Consider the following 16,779-nt stretch of genomic DNA (forward strand, 5'->3'; position numbering starts at 1 on the left):
GGCAGGAATCGGGGCATGCGGAAGCTTCAGTGCAGACCCAGCGTGCGGGTCAGATCGTTGAAAAGGGCCAGGCTCATCATCAGCAGCACGACGGCAATGCCTGCGCGTTGCAGCTGCTTGTGCCACCACTCAGAGACAGGGCGGCCGCTCAAACCCTCGAAAAGATAATACATCAGGTGTCCGCCATCGAGCATCGGCAGCGGCAGCAGGTTCAGCACCCCGAGGCTCACGCTGACGGCGGCGAGGAAGCTCAGGAACGCGGTCAATCCGAGGCTGGCCGACTGGTCCGCCGCCTTGGCGATCGTGAGGGGTCCGCTGAGGTTCTTTACCGAAGCTTCACCGACCAACATCCGGCCCAGTGTCTTCACCGTCAGCGCGCTCAATTCCCAGGTTCGGGTCAGGCCTTGCCGCACCGATTCGACGGGGCCGTAGTGCACCATGACCGTGGCCGGGCGGGCATCGAAACCCGCGCCGATGCGGGCCACGCGCTGTTCGCCGTTGACCTCGACGCGGGGCGTGACCACGCGTTCCAGTGACTGTCCGTCGCGACGCACCAGCACGCGCAGGGGCTCTGGCTGTCCGTCGACGACGGCGCGGCGCACGCGCTGGATGAACCAGGCCACGTCCGGCACCGGCTCGTCGTTGACGCGCAGCACGCGATCGCCGGGCAGCAGGCCCGCGGCCTGCGCGGGCTCGCCATCGACCATGCGGCCCAGCACCGGCTCGACGAACACGCCGCCCAGCCCGATCCGGCCCATCGTCTTCTCGTCGAAGTCGCGGGTCTCCAGCGTGTCCGTCTCCAGGCGCACCGTGCGACGGCCATGGCCGGCCGCGTCGCTGACGCTGATCAGCAGCGGCTGCCGGTCCGCGACGGACTGCGCCAGCTGCCAGCCGAAGTCCGGCATCGACCGGATGTCTTCCCAGTCCTGGCCGTCGTGGGACCACGCCTGCACCCAGTCGCCGGCGCGCAGGCCGGCGCGTTCAGCCAGGCCGCCGGACGTCGGGGAACCGAGCAGCGCCTTCGGCTCTTCCCGGCCGATCCAGCCGACGACCGCGAACAGCAGCACCGCCAGGATCAGGTTGGCCGCGGGCCCCGCCGCGACGATCGCCGCGCGCTGCCACAGCGTCTTGCGGTTGAAGGCCTGCGATTGCTGGTCGGGCGCCACCGGGCCGTCGCTCTCGTCGAGCATGCGGACGTAGCCGCCCAGCGGGATCGCGCTGAGCGTGAACTCGGTGCTGTCGGGCGACCGGCGCCGGCGCAGCAGCACGCGGCCGAAACCCACCGAGAAGCGCAGCACCTTGACGCCGCAGGCGCGGGCCACGCGGTAGTGGCCCCACTCGTGGATGACGATGAGGATGCCCAGCGTGACGAGGAAATAGAGGACCTGGGAAAGCATCGCGGGGCGTCCTGGATCGATGTCTGGGCGGAGCGGCGGTCGTCGACCGGAGGATCAGGCCGCCGCGGCAAGCGCCGCGATCTGCTGTCGCGCCTGCCGGCGGGCGCGGCCGTCGAGCGCCAGCAGGCCCTCGACGCTGTCGACCTCGCCGGCCTCGGGATTCACGGATTCGAGCACCTCGCGGTTGACACGGCAGATGTGATCGAAGCGCAGCCGGCGATCGAGGAAGGCGGCGACCGCCTCCTCGTTGGCGGCGTTCAGCACCGCGGTGCTGCCCTCGGCGGCGCGCAGCGCCTGCCATGACAGGTGCAGGCCGGGGAAGCGGTGCGGGTCGGCCTCCTCGAAGGCGAGGCTGGCCGTCTTCAGCAGGTCCAGGACACCGGCGCCCGAGACGATGCGCTCGGGGAACGCCAGCGCATAGGCGATCGGCACGCGCATGTCGGGCGTGCCGAGCTGGGCCAGCACCGAGTGGTCGCGGCAGACCACCATCGAGTGCATGATGCTCTGCGGATGGATCAGCACCTTGATCTGCTCGGGCTTCAGGTCGAAAAGCCAGCGCGCCTCGATGACCTCGAGCGCCTTGTTCATCATCGTCGCCGAGTCGACCGAGATCTTGCGGCCCATCACCCAGTTCGGGTGGGCGCAGGCCTGCTCGGGCGTGACCTCGGCCAGCGAGGCCGGATCACGCTGGCGGAACGGACCGCCGGACGCGGTCAGCACGATGTGGTCGATACGCTGCGACCAGGTCGAGCGGTCCTCGGGCAGGCACTGGAAGATCGCCGAGTGCTCCGAGTCCACAGGCAGCAAGGTCGCGCCGCCCTCCGCCACCGCGCGCATGAACAGCGCGCCGCCGAGCACGATGGCTTCCTTGTTCGCCAGCAGCAGGCGCTTGCCCGCGCGCGCCGCGGCCATCGCCGGCGGCAGGCCGGCGGCACCGACGATCGCGGCCATCACCGCATCCACGTCGGGATGCGCGGCGACGTCGCTCAGCGCGGCCATGCCGTCGAGCACCTCGGTGCGGGAACCCGCCTCGCGCAGCCTCGCGCGCAGCTGCCCCGCGAGCGCGGCGTCGGGCAGCACGGCGAAGCGCGGCTGGAACTGCACGCACTGCGCGGCGAGCTCGTCGACGCGGCTCATCGCCGACAGGGCGAAGACGCGATAGCGGTCCGGGTGGCGCGCGATCACGTCCAGCGTGCTGGTGCCGATGGATCCGGTGGAACCCAGCACGCAGACCTGCTGCGGGCGGTGGAGGTGATCGGTCATCGCAGGAAGTCTCGCGGAGATCCGGAGGGATCAGAGGGAAGTCAGCGCCAGCGCCAGCGGGAGCACCGGCAGCAGCGCGTCGACACGGTCCAGGACGCCGCCGTGGCCCGGCAGCAGCTGGCTGCTGTCCTTGGCGTCGGCGGCCCGCTTGACCAGGGATTCGAAGAGATCGCCGACGACGCTCATCGCCGACAGGAAAACCAGCGCCAGCACCGACACGATGCCGATGCGCTTCACCAGCACGGTGTACATCGAGGGCGAGTCGACGGGCACGCGCACGTCGATCACATGGACCCAGACGAAGCCCAGCACGATCACGCCGACGAGGCCGCCGATGGCGCCTTCCCAGCTCTTGCCCGGGCTGATCGCCGGCGCGAGCTTGCGCTTGCCGAAGGCCTTGCCGGAGAAGTACGCGGCGATGTCGGCCATCCAGACCAGGCACATCGCCGACAGCAGGAAATTGATGCCGCGCTGGCGCGCGACGATCAGTGCGAGCCACGCGGCCCACAGCAGCACCGCGCCGAGCACGAGTCTCAACACAGGCGACAGCTTCGGCCATCCGGCGACGCCAGCCGCGAGCGCGCGCACGCCGCCGAGCACCCAGATGCCGCCGGCCAGCCACCAGCACCACGACGGCACGTCGAAGCCGACCGCATAGAAGGTCGCCGCGCAGGTGGCGGCGAGCAGCGCGCCGAACGCGAGCGCCGGTGCACCGGGCTTGCCGTTGAGGCGCGACCACTCCCACCCAGCCGCCGCGATCATCACCAGCGTCAGCAGCCCGAACCAGATCGGGTCGGCCGCGAACAGCGCCGGCAGCAGGATCGCCAACAGCACCAGGGCCGTGATCACGCGCTGAAGCAGCATTTCAAGCCTCCTGGGCGACGCCCGGAACGTTGACCCCGCCGAAGCGGCGGTCGCGCGACCGGAACGCGGCGATCGCCTCGTCCAGTTGCGCCTCGCCGAACTCGGGCCACAGGCAGTCGGAGAACACGAACTCGGTGTACGCGGTCTGCCACAGCATGAAGTTGCTGATGCGCAGCTCGCCGCCGGTGCGGATGAAGAGATCCGGATCCGGCGCATAGCTCATCGCCATGAACTCGGACAGCCGGGCCTCGGTCAGTTCGGCAGGCGGCACGCCCGCCTCCATCGCCTTGCGGCAGGCCTGGACGATGTCCCAGCGGCCGCCGTAGTTGAAGGCGACGTTCAGCGTCAGCTTGGAATTGTGGGCGGTGGAGCCTTCGGCCTCGGCCCAGGCGGCGCGCAGCTTGTCGGAGACCGCCTCGCGGTCGCCGACGATGCGGATGCGCACGCCCATCGCGCCCATGCGGGCCAGGTAGCGCGACACCGCCGCCAGCACCAGGCCCATCAGGCCGGACACCTCGTCGCTGGGACGTTTCCAGTTCTCGCTGGAGAAGGCGAAGACGGTGAGGTACTCGATCTCGCGATCGATGCAGGCCTGGACCACCCGCACCAGGGCGTCGACGCCCTGCTTGTGGCCGAAGAAGCGCGGGAGGAAACGCTTCTTCGCCCAACGACCGTTGCCATCCATGACGATGGCCACATGGCGGGGCACTCCCGCCTTGCTGTCGGCGCTCACGAGGATGCGACGATCAGACGGCCATGATCTCGGCTTCCTTGGCCGAGAGCAGCTTGTCGATGTCGGACACGACGCGGTCGGTCAGCTTCTGGACTTCGTCCTGGCTGCGGCGCTCGTCGTCCTCGGTGATGACCTTGTCCTTGGCCATCTTCTTCGCCTGCTCGTTGGCGTCGCGGCGCAGGTTGCGCACGGCGACCTTGGCATCCTCGGCAGCCCCCTTGGAGACCTTGACCAGGTCGCGGCGGCGCTCTTCCGACAGCGGCGGCATCGGCACGCGGATCAGGTCGCCCATGGACGACGGGTTCAGGCCGAGGTCCGACTCGCGGATGGCCTTCTCGATCTTCTGGCTCATGCCCTTTTCCCAGGGCTGCACGCTGACCGTGCGGGCGTCCAGCAGCGTGACGTTGGCCACCTGGGAGATGGGGACCATCGAGCCGTAGTAGTCCACGTGCACCTGGTCCAGCAGGCCCGGATGGGCGCGGCCGGTGCGGATCTTCTGCAGCTCGTTCTTGAACGCCTCGACGGACTTGGCCATCTTGGCTTCGACGTTCTTCTTGATGTCGGCGATGCTCATGTTCTTTTCCTCGATCAGGGGGCGGCGTGCTCTCTAACGCGCCAGCCCGTTCAGACGTGCACCAGCGTGCCCTCGTCCTCGCCCATCACGACGCGCTTCAGCGCGCCCGGCTTGAAGATCGAGAACACCTTGATCGGCAGCTTCTGGTCGCGGCACAGCGCGAACGCGGTCGCGTCCAGCACCTGCAGGTTCTTGCCGATGGCCTCGTCGAAGCTGATGCGCGAGTAGCGCGTGGCCGTCGGGTCCTTCTTCGGGTCGGCGCTGTAGACGCCGTCGACCTTGGTCGCCTTCAGCACGATCTCGGCGCCGATCTCGGCACCGCGCAGCGCGGCGGCCGTGTCGGTCGTGAAGAAGGGGTTGCCGGTGCCGGCGGCGAAGACGACGACCTTGCCCTCTTCCAGGTACTGCAGCGCCTTGGGACGCACGTAGGGCTCGACGACCTGCTCGATCGCGATGGCCGACATGACGCGCGCGGTCATGCCTTCCTGGCGCATCGTGTCGGCCAGGGCCAGCGAGTTCATCACCGTGGCCAGCATGCCCATGTAGTCGGCCGTCGCGCGGTCCATGCCGACCGCGCCGCCCGCCACGCCGCGGAAGATGTTGCCGCCGCCGATGACGACCGCGACCTCGACGCCGAGCTTCGTCACTTCCTGGATCTCTTGGACCATGCGCACGATCGTTGCGCGGTTGATGCCGTAGGAGTCGTCGCCCATCAGGGCTTCACCGGAAAGCTTGAGCAGGATGCGTTTGTGGGCGGGCATTGTTACCTCGTCAGTACAGCCGATGGAGGGAGTGTCGTGCGTGCGCCTGCATGCGCAAGCGCACAAGTGTAAAGGGCGCCAGAGGCGCCCTTTTTGAGTCGTGACGCTTATTGCTGCTTGCTTGCAGCCGCCACCTGGGCAGCCACTTCGGCAGCGAAGTCGTCGACCTTCTTCTCGATGCCTTCGCCCACCACGTACAGGGTGAACGACTTCACCGTCGTGGCCTTGTCCTTGAGCATCTGGGCGACGGTCTGCTTGCCGTCGGCGGCCTTCACGAAGACCTGGTCCTGCAGCGAGACTTCCTTCAGGAACTTCTGCACCGAGCCTTCGACCATCTTGGCGACGATCTCGGCCGGCTTGCCGGACTCGGCGGCCTTCTCGGCGGCGATCTTGCGTTCCTTCTCGACCAGCTCGGCCGGGACTTCGGCGGACGACAGCGCGGCCGGCTTCATCGCGGCGACGTGCATGGCGACGTCCTTGGCGGCGACTTCGTCGCCGTCGAACTCGACCATCACGCCGATGCGGGTGCCGTGCAGGTACGAGGCCAGCTTGGCGCCTTCATAGCGCTTGAAGCGGCGGATCGTCATGTTCTCGCCGATCTTGCCGATCAGGCCGGCGCGCACGTCCTCGACCGTCGGGCCGAAGCCTTCCTGCGACAGCGGCAGGGCGGACAGGGCGGCGATGTCGGCGGGGTTGCTGTCGACGATCAGGCCGGCCAGCGCGTTCACGAAGGCCAGGAAGGCGTCGTTCTTGGAGACGAAGTCGGTTTCGCAGTTGACTTCGATCAGCGCGCCGGCGCTGCCCTTCACGGCCGCGGCGACGACGCCTTCGGCGGTGACGCGCGAGGCGGCCTTGCCGGCCTTGCTGCCCAGCTTGACGCGCAGGATCTCTTCGGCGCGGGTCATGTCGCCGTCGGCTTCGGTCAGCGCCTTCTTGCACTCCATCATCGGGGAGTCGGTGCGGGCGCGCAGCTCGGCGACCATGCTTGCGGTAATTGCTGCCATTTCAATCTCCGTGTATCGCGGCCCGGAACGCTCCGGCACCGCTGAAAATCTGAATCTGCTTGGACTTTACTTGGACGAAGGGGGCTGAATCAGCCCCCTTGTCAGAACCCGTCGAGGGTCAGGGCCTGGATCAGGCGCCTTCGTTCACTTCGACGAATTCGTCGCCTTCAGCGGCGACGGCCGTGACGACTTCGTTCGACGAGTTGGCGCGGCCTTCCAGCACGGCGTCGGCGACAGCCTTGGCGTACAGGGCGACAGCCTTGGCCGAGTCGTCGTTGCCCGGGATGACGTAGTCGATGCCGACCGGCGAGTGGTTGGTGTCCACGACGCCGATGACCGGGATGCCCAGCTTCTTGGCTTCCAGGATGGCGATCTTGTGGTAGCCGACGTCGATGACGAACAGGGCGTCCGGCAGCGCGGCCATGTCCTGGATGCCGCCGATGTTCTTCTCGAGCTTGTTGATGTCGCGGGCGAACATCAGGGCTTCCTTCTTGATCGCGGGCTGGGTGCCGGCGTCGATCTGGGCCTGCATGTCCTTCAGGCGCTTCAGCGAGGTCTTGACCGTCTTGAAGTTGGTCAGCGTGCCGCCCAGCCAACGCTGGTTGACGCTCGGGACGCCGGCGCGCTCAGCTTCGGCGGCGACGATGTCGCGGGCCTGGCGCTTGGTGCCGACCATCAGGATCGTGCCGCGCTTGGCGGACAGCTGGCGCACGAACTTCAGGGCTTCCTCGAACGCGGGCAGCGTCTTCTCGAGGTTGATGATGTGGATCTTGTTGCGATGGCCGTAGATATACGGGGCCATCTTGGGATTCCAGAAGCGGGTTTGGTGACCGAAATGGACGCCGGCTTCCAGCATCTCACGCATCGTGACGGACATAAGTAACTCCGAAGGTTGGTTCTAGAATCCGGCACGAATTGCGACGTCTGAAAGACGTTGCAACACCTCGATTAGCCGGACTCGCGAATTTGCGATGGATGGACAGCTTGAACCGTTCATCGACCGCGTTCTCCACCGGACTCCGGCCCCAACGGCTGGCTTATCCGGGAAAAACCCAACGAGTATAACCCGTTTTTGCATGCCGATCGACCTGACCGAGGCGCTCGCCTCTCTGCGCCTGGGCCGGCAATCGGCGCGCACCCTGCTGTCTGAAAGCCTGGCGCGCGCCGACGACGCCGCCTGCGAGCACGTGTTCCTGCGCCGCTTCGACGAGTCCGCCCGTGCGGCCGCCGAGGCTTCGGATGCCGCGGCCGCACGCGGCGAGCCCCGTCCGGCGCTCGGCGGGCTGGCGGTGTCCGTCAAGGACCTGTTCGACGTCGCCGGACACCCGACGACCGCCGCCTCCGCCGCGATGGACGATGCGCCTGCCGCCACGAGCGACGCCCCCGCCGTCTCCCGGTTGCGCGCCGCGGGCGCCGCGCTGATCGGCCATACCAACCTCAGCGAGTTCGCGTTCTCCGGCGTCGGCATCAATCCTCATCACGGCACGCCCCGGAATCCGGTGACACCTGCCATCGACGGCCTGGCACGCATTCCCGGCGGATCGACCTCCGGCGGCGCGGTCAGCGTCGCGACCGGCGCCGCATGGGCGGCGCTCGGTTCTGACACCGGTGGCTCGCTGCGCATCCCAGCCGCGCTGCAGGGACTGGTCGGCTTCAAGAGCACGGCGCGGCTGGTGCCGCTCGAGGGCTGCGTGCCGCTGTCGCCCTCGCTGGACACCGCTGGCGCGATCACGCGCTCGGTGCGGGACGCGGCGCTGTTGCACGCGGTGCTGAGCGGCGCTCCTGTCGAACTGGACGAACGCCCCTTGTCGGCATGGCGCTTCGCGATCACGCCGACCTTCATGCAGGACGAACTCGAGCCCGCCGTGGCCGCCGCGTTCGAGCGCGCACTTGCCACCCTGCGCGCCGCCGGCGCCCGCATCGAGGAACGCGCGCTGCCCGCCCTGCCCCGTGTGGCGGAACTGCAAACGCAGGGCGGCATCACCGCCGCCGAGGCCTGGGCATGGCACCATGCGCGCCTCGCCGAACGCGGCGACCATTACGACCCGCGCGTCGCGATGCGCATCCGCCGCGGCGAAGCCATCCGTGCCGCGACCTACCAGGCGCTGCTCGATGCCCGCCGGCGCTGGATCGACGACATGACGGCGGAGATGTCCGGCATCGACGTCTTCCTCAGCCCCACCGTTCCCCTCCAAGCCCCGGAGATCGCCCCCTTGCTGTCCAGCGACGACCTGTTTTTCGCCACCAACGCGCGCCTGCTGCGCAACACCGCCGTCGTGAACCTGCTCGACGGCTGCGCGATCTCGATCCCGAGCGAGCACCCCGGCGAGCTGCCGGTCGGCCTGATGCTGTGGGCACCCGCGATGCACGATCGTGCGGTGCTTGGCGCGGCGTCGCGCGTCGAGGCAGCGCTGGCAGCGCTGGCGGCGCCGGCGGCCCCAGCCACGGGGATCCGCTGAGATGCGGGTCGCCATCATCGGCGCCGGCCTGGCCGGCGTGACCAGCGCCTACGAACTCGCTCTGCAGGGCCACGAGGTCCATGTCTTCGAACGCGACACCAGCGTCGCCACCGGCGCGAGCTTCGCGCCGCCGGGGCTGATCGCGCCGGGCCTGATGGCCGCACGGCCGGACACGCCGCTGACCTGGCGCGGCAAGCCCGGCCAGCTCGGCTGGAAGTTCGCGCACTGGCGCGCCGGCCGGACACGCGGCATGCAGGCCCTGCCGGAATCGCTGCATGCGCTCGCGTTGCGAGGGCAGGCCGTGATGGCGGTGTGGCGGCGCGAGCTGAAGATGGAGGTCGAACGCGAAGCCGGCGTGCTGCTGCTGTGGCGGACCGCCAAGGACTACAAGGCCGCGGCGCCGCTGCTGGCCCGGCTGCAGGAGCGGCAGGTGCCGCATCGCGAGCTCGACGCCGACGGTTGCCGCGCACAGGAGCCCGGGCTCAACGGCGAAACCGGCCTGCATGGCGGCATCGTGCTGTCGCAGGACGAAGCGGCCAATGCGCGCCAGTTCAGCCAGGCGCTGAAGCTGGAGGCCCAGCGGCTCGGCGTCCAGTGGAACTTCAACACCGACGTCCTGCGCATCGAGCCGGGCAGCCAGCCGGCCGTCCATGTGGCGGCACGCGAGCCCCTGCGCGTAGACGCGGTGCTCGTCTGCGCCGGCAAGGGCGCCGCGCCGCTGCTCGCCGCACAAGGCCTGAAACTGCCTTGGGGCACGGTCCACACGCACACGCTGACCGCGCCGCTGCGCATGCTGGAGGCGCATCCGGACCTGGGGCCCCGTGCGACCGTCATCGACATGAGCCTGGGCGTGAGCCTGACGCGTCTCGGCCAGCGCGTGCGCGTCGGCGGCGCGAACGAACTCGGCGGCGCGTCGGCACAGCCGGACGGCCAGTCGATGGGAACGCTGCACCAGGCGGCGCATGACTGGTTCCCGGGCGCGCTGCTGGCCGGCGGTCAGCAGCGCTGGAAGACCTCGCGCCTGCTGCTGCCTGACGAGCTGCCGCTGATCGGCGAATCCGGCCTGCCCGGCGTGTGGCTGAACATCGGCCATGGCGAGCACGGCTGGACCATGGCCGGCGCCGCCGCGCAACTGCTCGCGGCGCGGCTCGCGAAGAAGGATCCCGGCATCGACGCCGCGCTGCTGGAGCCGGGACGGCTCAAGTGAACCGAGACCAGGAAAGCTGAGACCGGGATAGAGTCGGCGGCATGCTGCCGGTCCTGCCCACGTTCCACGATCGCCCCCTGCATGACGCGCCGTCGAGCCGTCGCATCGAGTCGGCCGCACTGTCTCAGCATCCGCCGCACACGCTGATCGAGCGCGCCGGACTGTCGGTCGCCCGCCTCGCCCTGGCGCTGCAGCCATTCGGCCGGCATGCCACCGTGTTCGCCGGCCCCGGCAACAATGGCGGGGACGGCCTCATCGCGGCCCGCCACCTGGCGGCCCGCGGATGGACGGTGGACGTGCTCCTGATCGGCGCCGGCCCCCAGCCGGGCAGCGATGCCGCGCACGCGCTCGGCGCCGCCCGGCGAGCCGGCCTGCGCCTGCATGCCGATGCACAGCCGTTGCCTCGCTCGACCGACCTCGTCATCGACGCCCTGCTCGGCCTCGGCGCCAGCCGCGCCCCCGAAGGCGCGTTCGCTTCGGCCATGCAGGCCATCGACCTGCGACGCGACGCCGGCGCCACGGTGCTGGCCGTCGACGTCCCCAGCGGCCTGGACGTGCGCACCGGCCGGGCGCTGGGCGCCGACGTCGTCCGCGCCCATCACACCTTGACCTTCCTGACGCTGAAGACCGGGCTGTTCACCGGAGAAGGCCGGGCGCTCGCAGGACGCGTCTGGTTCGATGATCTCGGCACCTCGGTCGACGACCTCGGCGATGACAGCGAACTCAGCGATGGCATCAACCACCCCGCCCTGCTCTTCGGCGCCGGACGAATCGCGCAGTGGCAGCGTGCATCCGCCCGCTCCGCATCGAGCCACAAGGGCCGCAACGGCGACGTCGTCGTCCTGGGCGGCGCACCGACGATGCGCGGCGCCGCGTGGCTGGCCGCGACCTCCGCCCTGGCCGCCGGCTCGGGTCGCGTGTATGCGGCGCTGCCTGACGACGACGGCCAACCCTGGCCGGCCCGGCCGGAGCTGATGCATTGGGATGCAACGCGCTGGAGCGCGTCGCCGGACACCTGGCGGGACATCGTCGCGGTGTGCGGATGCGGCGGCGGCACGGCGATCGCGCCGGCGCTGTCCACCGTGCTGCACGGCGCGACACGCGTCGTGCTCGATGCCGACGCCTTGAACCTGGTGGCCGCCGACGAGACACTGCAGCACGCGCTGCGCCGCCGCGCCGCGCACGGCTGGCCCACGATCCTCACGCCGCATCCGCTGGAAGCCGCCCGACTCCTGGGCCTGCCCTCCGCGGCGGACGTGCAGGCCGATCGCCTCGACGCCGCGACGCAGCTGGCGAGGCGCTTCTCGGCCACCGTCGTGCTCAAGGGCTCCGGCAGTGTCGTGGCCACACCGGAGCGGCGACTGTCGGTCAACAGCACCGGTTCATCGGCGCTGGCGACCGCGGGCACCGGCGATGTGCTCGCCGGCTGGATCGGTGGACTCTGGGCGCAATCGCCAGGCATCGCGCCGCACGACCTCGCCTGCACGGCCGCAGCCTGGCACGGCGCGGCCGCCGAGGGCCATGCCGGACCGCTGCTCGCCGCAGACTTGATCGACGCGATGGCCGCGCTGCACGCCCCTTCCGCCTGAACGCCGGCAAGCGCATTCGCCAGAAACACGAAGGGCCTGGCATGACCAGACCCTCCTTCAACGAGCCCCGTCGGAGCCTCGATCGACAGGGCGATCGAGGCCCGTCAGGCCACACTCATGCGCCGCTCACGCGCCGCGCTTGCGCCGCGTCGTCTTGGCCGCGGGCGCGCCGCTGCCCTTCGCCGCGACGGACTTCGCCGCGCTGCGCGCCGTGCGCTTGACCGCCTTGACCGGATGCGTGGAAGCCCCTTCGTCGCGCGCTCCGACTTGCGGCGCTCGGCCTTCAGCACGCGGTCGGCCTGTTCGATGCGTTCGAGCGCGTCGACCGCCGTCGGCGGATCGGGCTGCGGCTGCGGCATCGGCTCGACCGTCGCGGCAGGCGCCGCGGCGGCTTCGCGACGCGCGCGCTGCTCGGCCCGCTTGTCCTGCTTCCTCGCCGGCCCCTTGCCGTCGCCGCCACGGCGATCGCCGAACTTGTCGCGATGGGCACCGCGCAGCAGGCGCTGCTCGTCCCCGTCCCGCACCATCCGGAAATCGATCTTGCGACCGTCCAGGTCGACACGGCTCACCTGCACCTGCACGCGCGCGCCGGTGGCGTAGCGGATGCCGGTGCGCTCGCCGCGCAACTCCTGGCGGACCTCGTCGAAACGGAAGTACTCGCCGCCCAGTTCGGTGATGTGGATCAGGCCTTCGACATACAGCGCGTCCAGTTGCACGAACAGGCCGAAGCTCGTCACCGCGCTCACCGTGCCGGCGAATTCCTCGCCCAGGTGATCGCGCATGAAGCGGCACTTCAGCCAGGCCTCGACGTCGCGCGAGGCCTCGTCGGCGCGGCGCTCGTTGGCGCTGCAATGCGCGCCGACGACTTCCCAGCGTTCCGCCTCGGTCGACGCGGACGCCGGGCTCGGCGCCTTCGACGCCGGCTTGCCCGGCCGCTTGGGCATCGGGTTCGCGGCCGTCATCTTGTGCGCGTCGAGCGCGTACTTCTTCGTCGCGAGCAGCGCCTTGATCACGCGGTGCACCAGCAGGTCCGGATAACGCCGGATCGGGCTGGTGAAGTGCGTGTAGGCCTGGTACGCGAGGCCGAAGTGACCCTCGTTGGCCGGCGTGTAGATCGCCTGCTGCATCGAGCGCAGCAGCATCGTGTGGATCTGCTGCGCGTCGGGGCGGTCCTTGGTCGCCTGAGCGATCGCCTGGTATTCGCCCGGGGACGGATCGTCGCTGATGCCCATGCCGATGCCCAGTGCGCGCAAGTAGGCCTGCAGCGTGGTGCGCTTCTCGGGCGTCGGGCCTTCGTGGACGCGGTACAGCGACGCATGCTTGCCGCCCGCGATGAAGTCCGCCGCGCAGACGTTGGCGGCGAGCATCGCCTCCTCGATCAGGCGGTGCGCCTCGTTGCGGGTGCGCGGCACGATCTTCTCGATGCGGCCGTTGTCGTCGCAGACGATCTGGGTCTCGGTGGTCTCGAAGTCGATCGCACCGCGCTTCGCGCGTTGGGACAGCAGCGCGCGGTAGACCTCGTGCAGGTGCAGCAGGTGCGGCACCAGCGTCTTGCGCTTGTGCGCCTCCGGACCATGCGTGTTGCCGAGGATCGCCGCCACCTCGGTGTAGGTGAAGCGCGCATGCGAATTGATGACCGCCGGATAGAACTGGTAGGCGTGCACCTCGCCAGACTCGCTGACCAGCATGTCGCAGACCATGGACAGGCGGTCCTGCTCGGGGTTCAGCGAGCACAGGCCGTTGGACAGCTTCTCCGGCAGCATCGGGATGACGCGTCTGGGGAAGTAGACCGAGGTCGCGCGCTCGTAGGCGTCGCGATCGAGCGCCTCGCCGGGCTTCACGTAGTGGCTGACGTCGGCGATCGCGACCAGCAGCCGCCAGCCCTGGAACGCGGTCTTGCCCCGCCCCTGCTTGTGCGGCTCGCAGTAGACGGCGTCGTCGAAGTCGCGGGCGTCCTCGCCGTCGATCGTCACCAGCGCGACGTCGCGCAGGTCGATGCGGTGCTTCATGTCGACCGCGCGGACCTTGTCGGGCAGCTTCGAGGCCTGCGCCAGCGTGTCGGCGCTGAAGGCATGCGGGACCTCGTACTTGCGCACGGCGATCTCGATCTCCATGCCGGGGTCGTCGATCTCGCCCAGCACCTCGGTCACGCGGCCGACGGGCTGCGAATACAGCGACGGCGGCTCGGTCAGCTCGACGGCCACGATCTGCCCCGCGGTCGCGTTGGCGATCGCGTTCTTCGGGACCAGGATGTCCTGGCCGTAGCGCTTGTCTTCAGGGGCGACGAGCCAGATGCCGGACTCGAGCAGCAGGCGGCCGATGATCGGCTTCTTGCGGCGTTCGAGGATCTCGAGCACGCGGCCTTCGGGACGGTTGCGCTTGTCGTGGCGCACGATGCGCACCCGCAGGCGGTCGCCGTGCATGACGGCGTGCATCTCCTGCGAGGACAGATAAACGTCCGGTTGACCATCGTCGGGCATCAGGAAACCGTGCCCGTCGCGGTGACCCTGCACCGTGCCTTCGATCTCCCCCATCAGCTGAGCGGATTGAGCGCTCTGGGGGCTTGCATTCTTGAAGTTTTTGATAGTAGAATCCTTGTCTTTCCTGAAACGCAGAAGCATTTCTGTGTTTCGAGAAACCGAGGCTCAAGAATACTTCAAGAAGTGACTTGAGCTGGGTTTCGCGAGAAGCAGGCTTCTGACCTTGCCCAGGTGGCGGAATTGGTAGACGCACTAGTTTCAGGTACTAGCGGGTAACTCCGTGGAGGTTCGAGTCCTCTCCTGGGCACCATATTCGAAAAGCCGGCCATGAGCCGGCTTTTCTCATTCTGACGCCCAGGAAGTGATGTCCGGGGGACATCACGGGAGGACTCGAATGGTTGGGACCTGCGGTCCCAACCGGGGTCGCGCTTGCGTGACCGAGTCCTCTCCTGCGGAGGCAGCGAGCTTCCCGCGCGCGCAAATAAAAAGGGCTGACAGTCGTCAGCCCTTTCCTCATCAGATCGCGAACTTCTTCGCCAGCGCATCCGGTCGCAGCGCGTCGTAGTCTTCGAACGGCTGATGGATCCACGGGCTGGTTTCCAGCATCTCGACGTAGTAGTCCGGGGTGTATTCCGACACACTCTTCGTCCAGATCACGGCCGAACGCAGCTCGCTGATCGACGGCATGCCGCGCAGCCGCTCCACCACCGCCTTCAAGGTCACGCCCGAATCCGCCAAATCATCCACCAGCAGCACGCGACCGGCCAGCTCGCCCTTGGGCATGGTGATGTACTTGGCGATGTCCAGACGACCCTGGATCGTGCCCGCTTCCGCGCGGTACGAGCTGGTCGACATGATGCCCAGCGGCTTGTCGAACACCCGCGACAGCACGTCGCCGGGACGCATCCCGCCGCGGGCCAGGCACAGGATCTGGTCGAACTCCCAGCCGGAGGCATGCACCTTCAGCGCGAGGCGTTCGATCAACAGGTGGTATTCATCCCACGACACGTACAGATGTTTGCCGTCGTCGGTCAACATGGGGGAGGCTCCTCAGCGATGGATGGGGTCAGGTCTGGATAAGACGGGAAACGACAGGGCGCGAGCGGTCGCTCAACCCTGGAACGGATGCTGCAGCAGGATGGTGTGATCGCGGTCCGGACCGGTGGACACCATGGCGATCGGCGCGCCGATCACCTCTTCCACGCGCTTCAGATAGGAACGCGCATTGGCCGGCAGCTTGTCCCACTCGGTGATGCCGAAGGTCGATTCGGTCCAGCCGGGGAAGACTTCGTAGACCGGCTTGCAGGCGACGATCTCGTCCGCGTCCAGCGGCAGGATGTCGATCTGCTTGCCATCGAGCTCGTAGCCCACGCAGATGTTGATCTCGGCCAAGCCGTCCAGCACATCCAGCTTGGTCAGGCACAGACCGGAGATGCCGTTGATGATGATCGAGCGCTTCAGCGCGGCGGCATCGATCCAGCCGCAGCGGCGGGCGCGACCGGTCACCGTGCCGCGCTCCTGGCCGACCGTCGACAGGTGGTGACCCACGGTGCCCGGGGTTTCCCAGTCCAGCTCCGTCGGGAACGGACCCGAGCCCACGCGCGTCGCGTAGGCCTTCGTGATGCCCAGCATGTAATGCAGCATCTGCGGCCCTACGCCGGCGCCCGCGGCGGCGTTGCCGGCCACGCAGTTGCTCGAGGTCACGTACGGGTAGGTGCCGTGGTCGATGTCCAGCAGCGTGCCTTGCGCGCCTTCGAACAGGATGTTCTGACCCGCCTGATGTGCCTTGTGCAGCATGTAGCCGACGTCGGCCATCATCGGCTTGATCTGGTCGGCCAGCGACATCGCGTGGTCGAAGATCGGCTGGAACTCCAGCGCCTTCGAATTCAGGTAACCGGTCAGCGCGGCGTTGTGCAGGTCGATCAGTTCCTTGAGCTTCTTCGCGAAGCGGTCCGGGTGCTTCAGGTCCTGCACGCGCAGCGCGCGGCGGGCGACCTTGTCCTCATAGGCCGGGCCGATGCCCTTGCCGGTCGTGCCGATCTTGCCGCTGCCGCTGCTTTCGCGCAGCGCTTCGCGGGCGCGGTCGACCTCGACGTGGAAGGGCATGATCAGCGGGCAGGACTCGCTGATGTACAGGCGCGAACGCACCTCGACGCCGGCCTTCTCCAGTCGCTCGATCTCCGACAGCAGATGGGTCGGGTCCAGCACCACGCCGTTGCCGATGTAGCAGGCGACGCCGTCGCGCATGATGCCCGACGGGATCAGCTGCAGCGCCGTCTTCACACCCTTGATGACCAGCGTGTGGCCGGCGTTGTGGCCGCCCTGGAAACGCACCACGCCTTGCGCGTGGGGCGTCAGCCAGTCGACGACCTTGCCCTTGCCTTCGTCGCCCCATTGGGTGCCGACGACCACCACATTGCGCCCGCGCGCGATCTCACTGCTTTGCAT

At 68.7% G+C, this 16,779-nt stretch carries 14 protein-coding genes and 1 tRNA gene; 4 read left to right on the top strand and 11 right to left on the bottom strand.

Translation table 11 applies throughout. The features are described from left to right. Positions 1-26 precede the first annotated feature (26 nt). The 8 genes from rseP to rpsB form a co-directional block, all read right to left on the bottom strand. Positions 27-1,397, bottom strand: a complete 1,371-nt coding sequence (gene rseP, locus ACQ859_RS23935) for an RIP metalloprotease RseP (protein ID WP_431263080.1) — start codon at positions 1,395-1,397, stop codon at positions 27-29. A gap of 54 nt (positions 1,398-1,451) precedes the next feature. Beyond that, positions 1,452-2,660: a 1-deoxy-D-xylulose-5-phosphate reductoisomerase gene (gene ispC / locus ACQ859_RS23940; RefSeq protein ID WP_431263081.1), complete on the bottom strand. Its 1,209-nt coding sequence runs from the start codon at positions 2,658-2,660 to the stop codon at positions 1,452-1,454. 30 nt (positions 2,661-2,690) lie between these two features. Next, on the bottom strand, positions 2,691-3,524 hold the full coding sequence (locus ACQ859_RS23945; RefSeq protein WP_431263082.1) for a phosphatidate cytidylyltransferase: 834 nt from the start codon (positions 3,522-3,524) through the stop codon (positions 2,691-2,693). A gap of 1 nt (position 3,525) precedes the next feature. Continuing rightward, positions 3,526-4,257 carry a polyprenyl diphosphate synthase gene (gene uppS / locus ACQ859_RS23950; protein ID WP_431263083.1) on the bottom strand — a complete coding sequence of 244 codons (732 nt, stop codon included), beginning with the start codon at positions 4,255-4,257 and terminating at the stop codon, positions 3,526-3,528. A 13-nt stretch (positions 4,258-4,270) separates the two neighbouring features. Then, the gene (gene frr / locus ACQ859_RS23955) at positions 4,271-4,831 is read right to left on the bottom strand and encodes a ribosome recycling factor (protein WP_421037958.1); all 561 of its coding nucleotides are present in this window, start codon (positions 4,829-4,831) and stop codon (positions 4,271-4,273) included. Between the two features lie 50 nt (positions 4,832-4,881). Further along, positions 4,882-5,592 carry a UMP kinase gene (pyrH, locus tag ACQ859_RS23960; RefSeq protein ID WP_431263084.1) on the bottom strand — a complete coding sequence of 237 codons (711 nt, stop codon included), beginning with the start codon at positions 5,590-5,592 and terminating at the stop codon, positions 4,882-4,884. Between the two features lie 107 nt (positions 5,593-5,699). Next, on the bottom strand, positions 5,700-6,596 hold the full coding sequence (gene tsf, locus ACQ859_RS23965; RefSeq protein WP_088403596.1) for a translation elongation factor Ts: 897 nt from the start codon (positions 6,594-6,596) through the stop codon (positions 5,700-5,702). Positions 6,597-6,726: 130 nt separating this feature from the next. Then, on the bottom strand, positions 6,727-7,473 hold the full coding sequence (gene rpsB / locus ACQ859_RS23970) for a 30S ribosomal protein S2 (protein WP_331614126.1): 747 nt from the start codon (positions 7,471-7,473) through the stop codon (positions 6,727-6,729). A gap of 199 nt (positions 7,474-7,672) precedes the next feature. On the opposite strand from rpsB, the gene ACQ859_RS23975 reads away from it, so the two are divergent. Genes ACQ859_RS23975 through ACQ859_RS23985 form a run of 3 tightly spaced genes read left to right on the top strand, consistent with a single transcriptional unit; the run spans position 7,673 to position 11,851 of the window. Then, positions 7,673-9,055, top strand: a complete 1,383-nt coding sequence (locus tag ACQ859_RS23975) for an amidase (RefSeq protein ID WP_431263085.1) — start codon at positions 7,673-7,675, stop codon at positions 9,053-9,055. Position 9,056: 1 nt separating this feature from the next. Beyond that, complete coding sequence (locus ACQ859_RS23980) at positions 9,057-10,262, top strand: FAD-dependent oxidoreductase (protein ID WP_431263086.1); 1,206 nt, start codon at positions 9,057-9,059, stop codon at positions 10,260-10,262. A gap of 41 nt (positions 10,263-10,303) precedes the next feature. Continuing rightward, positions 10,304-11,851, top strand: a complete 1,548-nt coding sequence (locus tag ACQ859_RS23985; protein ID WP_431263087.1) for an NAD(P)H-hydrate dehydratase — start codon at positions 10,304-10,306, stop codon at positions 11,849-11,851. Positions 11,852-11,955: 104 nt separating this feature from the next. Here the strand turns inward: ACQ859_RS23985 and rnr are convergent, their stop codons facing one another. After that, a complete protein-coding gene (rnr, locus tag ACQ859_RS23990) occupies positions 11,956-14,385 on the bottom strand; it encodes a ribonuclease R (RefSeq protein ID WP_431263088.1) in 2,430 nt (809 codons plus the stop codon). A gap of 171 nt (positions 14,386-14,556) precedes the next feature. Here rnr and ACQ859_RS23995 point away from each other — a divergent pair. Beyond that, positions 14,557-14,641 (top strand) — tRNA-Leu (locus ACQ859_RS23995). A gap of 206 nt (positions 14,642-14,847) precedes the next feature. Here ACQ859_RS23995 and ACQ859_RS24000 read toward each other — a convergent pair. Then, positions 14,848-15,369: a phosphoribosyltransferase gene (locus ACQ859_RS24000; RefSeq protein WP_067275520.1), complete on the bottom strand. Its 522-nt coding sequence runs from the start codon at positions 15,367-15,369 to the stop codon at positions 14,848-14,850. A gap of 72 nt (positions 15,370-15,441) precedes the next feature. After that, complete coding sequence (locus ACQ859_RS24005; RefSeq protein WP_431266641.1) at positions 15,442-16,779, bottom strand: adenylosuccinate synthase; 1,338 nt, start codon at positions 16,777-16,779, stop codon at positions 15,442-15,444.

This window comes from Roseateles chitinivorans (genome assembly GCF_050632235.1).
In the GTDB taxonomy this organism is placed as follows: Bacteria; Pseudomonadota; Gammaproteobacteria; order Burkholderiales; family Burkholderiaceae_C; genus Roseateles; species Roseateles chitinivorans_A.